The organism is Mycobacterium sp. (assembly GCF_032161845.1).
In the GTDB taxonomy this organism is placed as follows: Bacteria; Actinomycetota; Actinomycetes; order Mycobacteriales; family Mycobacteriaceae; genus Mycobacterium.
In genome coordinates, this window is the sequence record NZ_JAVRQA010000126.1 from 1 (window position 1) to 4,315 (window position 4,315).

A 4,315-nucleotide genomic window follows, 5' to 3' on the forward strand; every position below is an offset into this window, starting at 1 on the left:
TTGCCGACGAGACCTCGGGGCTGCTCAATCAGCTCAAGCCGACGCTGCCCGTGCTCCTGGCGAATCTGGGTACGGTCGGCGAGATCCTCATGACCTACAACGCGTCACTCGAGCAGCTCTTGGTGCTACTACCGCCGTACATCGCTCAGCAACAGTCGTATTCGATCACCTCCGACTCGACCGGTGCTCCACGAGGCGACTTCGCCGCAACCGTCAGCGATCCGCCGGCCTGCACCGTCGGCTTCCTACCGCCGTCGGCGTGGCGGTCACCCGATGACATGTCCGACATCGACACTCCGGACGGCATCTACTGCAAGCTGCCACAGGACTCGCCGATCTCCGTTCGCGGTGTCCGCAACTTCCCCTGTATCAGGAAGCCCGGTAAGCGGGCCCCGACGGTGGCGATCTGCAACAGTGATCAGCCCTTCACGCCGTTGGCCATGCGCCAGCACGCCATCGGTTCGGCGCCCTTCGATCCCAGCCTGATTGCCCAGGGCATCCCGATCGACGACAGCCCATCGATCAGCGACAACATCTTCGCTCCGGTGCAGGGGACGCCGCTGCCGCCCGGTGCGGTTCCCGCGGGGACGCCGCCCGACGCGCCACCGGGGTCACCACCCGTGTCGCCTCTGGAGGCGCCGTTCACCCCGGCGGTCATCCCACCTCCACCACCGGAAGGCAACTCTCTGAACGGCCAGCCGATTCCGGCCTTCGGTGCGCCTGCGCCCGACGCGGGGACGCCTGTCGAGGAACCTCCTCCGGCGGCGGATGGCGGTGCAACAGTGGTGGCGCCGAGCGCATACGACACCACCGCGCCGGGATCGCGCCCCAAAGTCGCCGTCGCGGAGTACAACCCGCGGACCGGTCAGTACATGGGCTCCGACGGCAAGCTCTACACGGTGACGAACCTGGCAGTCGGGGTACCACTGCCGAAGACGTGGAAGGACCTGATGCCCCACTAGGACGTGGGGGTATCCGGCGGAGTTCGAGCTCACGAGGACGGGAGATTGTCATGGTTGCACCGATAAGGGCGGCAGCGCCAGTGGTGAGTGCTGTTCTCGCAGTGGCCGCGACGGTCTTCGCGCCGACCGCAAGTGCCGCGGGCATGAGGATCGGCAACTACGAGGTGAACAACGACCGGTGGAACGACCACTCGTGGGTGTGGTCGGTCAGCCATTCTTGCCACAATGACGCCCCCGAGTGCGGTACGTACTTCGATGATCCCGTGATCGCGCCACATACCGACAACCTGAACGTCATCGGCATTCCGCGGCCACTCAAGAGCCAGAGATTTCAGAACACCGCGTTCTATGCCGACGGCCGGTACACGCTGACGGTCGACGTCATCGACGGGGTGCGCTGCCTCGGCTTCAACTTGCCCTCACACGACGTCTACTCGTGGGACGCCGCATCCCTGGCGGGCACGATCGTCTCGACCTACGATGCGGGCTGCTACGGCGCTCCCGGCGGTATCAGTACGTATACCTTTTCGTTGCAACGCTTTTGAGCTCAGCGGTGGCGACTAGATGTCGCCCCGCGTCCAAGTGCTTGCGCCGTTGCGCGCATCGCATGACAGGAACAATCCGTCCGGGGCCTGTGCCATGGCACCGTCGCGACCGGAGCAGTTGCCGCCCTCGAACTTGACGCCGAGCATGTTCGTCGTGCGGAACCAGCGGGGTGCCTTGCGACGAGGCGATCCGCAAAACACCAGCCGGCCCCAATCCGTCACCCCGAATACGTAATAGGTGGTGTTGTCGCACGGAGCGCCGAGGACGACCCCCGGCTGGATGCCCGGCGCGCAGGCCGGCTCGTTGCATGACGTCGGATCGTCGGCGGGCGCAGGATCAGCGGGGTCAGCCGACGCGGGGGAGGCCAGAAGGCTAGCGGCCAACAGGCCGGCGGCAGCAGCCACGACGATACGCACGGTGGCCATTCTCTCATGAGGGAGAGCGAAATTCTCCTGTTTGGAGAAGATGTCGACTCCAGGAGTTCACTGGTCAGCAGGGGTAGTGGCCCGTGGCGAGAGATGACGCGGGATCCGATCATCAATGGTTTCGTAGAGTGTTATTCTCCTGCAGAAGAATGCCATTGCCGTGACGCAATCGCCGCCTTGGCGGTGTACTTGCACTGTGTACGTGACGAGGAGCGGGCCATGAGTTCAGCGAGGTTGACCTCGGGCGCCGCGCTCGTTGCCGCCGCGGCGTTCGGTCTCGGCACGGCGCCGCCGGCCGTCGCCAACTATGACCAGTACGCGATGAACGGCACGTACTCCGTCGTCTCGAATGGCGAGTGGGCCAGGATGAACGACCGTTATCAGGACGAGCCGTCGGTGCGCAGCACGTGGACGGTCTCGACGACCTGCTCGACGGCGATCACCTGTGCGGGCAAGGTCACCAGCAGCCTCGGTTGGACCGAGGACATCTACACCACCATGGGCAGCATGTGGTTCGTGAAACACTATGTGGCCGACTGGATTCCGTGCCCTGACGGCACCCAGGCGCCAGGGCTTCAGCTGTACAAGTTCTACGCAGCCACCGAGGACGGGATGGCCAAGGCTGGATCCGACCTCTGGCTTGGTGAGGACGAGACCACCGGCGTCAGCGGCAACTGCGGCAGAAACCGGTCGCTGGTGCTCAATCTGCCGGTCAAGATCACCAAGGTCACCTGAGATCTAGGCGACGGGCGTGAACCTGACGTTGATCTCGGTGAGCCCGCGCAGGATGAACGTCGGCTCGTAGTTGTAACTGCGCTCGCCGGCCGGGCCGTGCTTGGCCTCGTCGATGGTGATGTCGGCCATCCGGTCCAGGATGCGCTCGATGGACACCCGGCCCTCGACGCGAGCCAGCGGGCCGCCGGGGCAGGAGTGCACACCGCGGCCGAACGCGATGTGCTCGCGCACGTTCTTCCGGTCGAGCCTGAACTCGTGCGGGTTCTCGAACCGCTCGGGGTCACGGTTCACCGCGCCGGGGCACACCATCATCGTCGTCCCCGCAGGCACGTCCATGTCGCCGACCTTGGTGTTCTTCTTCGCCAACCGGAACTGACTCTTCACTGGAGCGTCCATGCGCAGCGACTCCTCGACGAAGAGCGGGATGCGGCTGCGGTCCTTGCGCAGCGCCTCTTGGATCTCCGGGTGGTCACCGAGCACCTTGATCGATGCGGACAGCAGCTTGGTCGTGGTCTCCTGGCCGGCGGCGAACAGGAAGGTGGCCGAACGGGCCACCTCGAGCACGGGCGGCGTGGAGCCGTCGGGGTACTTGGCCGTGGCCAGCGCGGTGAGCACGTCGTCCCGCGGTGTGCTGCGACGGTCTTCGAGGTACGCCACGAACTTGTCGTCGAGCCACTCGAGCGGATTGAGGCCGACCAGGTCGTCATGGTCGAGCGAGCCAACGATCGCACCAGGCCGCGGGGAGCCGAGCACGGTGCGGAACTCATCGTGGTCTTCGTGGGGGACGCCGAGAAGGTCGGCGATCACCAACAGGGAGAAGGGTTTTGCGTAGGCGGATAGAAACTCGCACTTGCCGTCGGCGACGAAGTCGTCGAGACACTCGTCGGCGAGGCGCCACATGAAGTCCTCGTTCTCCTTGAGCCGACTCGGGGTGAGCAGTCGGTTCAGCAGGGAGCGGGCGTCTGTGTGGTCGGGCGGATCCATCGTGACCATGTGCTCGAACATCGGCATCAACGAGCGGTGTGCCGTGATCTGTTCGGTGATGTCGTCGCCCTCGGGGGTGAAGGGCAGCGGCGGGAAGGGCCCCGCCACCGCGATGCACGACGAGAAGGTGTCGGTGTCCTTGAGCACGGTATTCGCTTCGTTGTAGCCCGTGACCGCCAGCACGCCGTAGTGCGGTTCCCGGACGACGGGGCACTTGCTCCGCAGATGGTCGAAGTATGGGTGCGGGTCGGGGACCAGCGACTGATCGGTGAAGTAGTCGACGGTGTCGAAGTCGGCGGTCATCTCGTGGGGTTCCTTCCAGAACTACGGCTAGCGGAAGTGACGGAATCAATAGCGACGCGAAGCGCCGGAGAAGAAGTGGCTGAAAGTGCTGAGCACCTGCTTAGCATGGGCTAGTGTCGCGGTCAAGGCACGCGGCCGGTGGGCGTCTACGATTCGCCTGTCGAACAGCATGAACCCGGAAAGGTTGGGTTGGATGGCATCGGACCGGAGGATCGGGGCCCCGGACGCCAAGAACCGCGGCGTCCTGCTCGACGCCGCCGAGCAATTGATGATCGAGGACGGCTACGCCGCGGTGACGTCGCGGCGGGTCGCCGAGCGCGCCGGCCTGAAGCCGCAGCTCGTGCACTATTACTTCCGAAC

5 protein-coding genes and 1 pseudogene are annotated in these 4,315 nt (G+C 65.1%); 4 read left to right on the forward strand and 2 right to left on the reverse strand.

What is annotated here, in order from left to right; translation table 11 throughout:
- Positions 1 to 962 (forward strand): annotated as a pseudogene (locus QOD90_RS07605) (MCE family protein); the annotation flags it as partial.
- Between the two features lie 50 nt (positions 963 to 1,012).
- Positions 1,013 to 1,507: a hypothetical protein gene (locus tag QOD90_RS07610; protein ID WP_526348255.1), complete on the forward strand. Its 495-nt coding sequence runs from the start codon at positions 1,013 to 1,015 to the stop codon at positions 1,505 to 1,507.
- A gap of 15 nt (positions 1,508 to 1,522) precedes the next feature.
- On the opposite strand, the gene QOD90_RS07615 is transcribed toward QOD90_RS07610, so the two are convergent.
- Complete coding sequence (locus QOD90_RS07615) at positions 1,523 to 1,933, reverse strand: hypothetical protein (RefSeq protein WP_526348256.1); 411 nt, start codon at positions 1,931 to 1,933, stop codon at positions 1,523 to 1,525.
- Positions 1,934 to 2,152: 219 nt separating this feature from the next.
- Between QOD90_RS07615 and QOD90_RS07620 the strand changes: the two genes are divergently transcribed.
- On the forward strand, positions 2,153 to 2,668 hold the full coding sequence (locus tag QOD90_RS07620; RefSeq protein ID WP_526348257.1) for an Rv2253/PknI dimerization domain-containing protein: 516 nt from the start codon (positions 2,153 to 2,155) through the stop codon (positions 2,666 to 2,668).
- Positions 2,669 to 2,671: 3 nt separating this feature from the next.
- Here QOD90_RS07620 and QOD90_RS07625 read toward each other — a convergent pair whose 3' ends face one another.
- Entirely contained in the window at positions 2,672 to 3,955 is a 1,284-nt protein-coding gene (locus QOD90_RS07625; RefSeq protein ID WP_526348259.1) for a cytochrome P450, read from the reverse strand.
- A 193-nt stretch (positions 3,956 to 4,148) separates the two neighbouring features.
- On the opposite strand from QOD90_RS07625, the gene QOD90_RS07630 reads away from it, so the two are divergent.
- A partial coding sequence (locus QOD90_RS07630) for a TetR family transcriptional regulator (protein ID WP_526348261.1) occupies positions 4,149 to 4,315 on the forward strand: 167 nt, incomplete at its 3' end.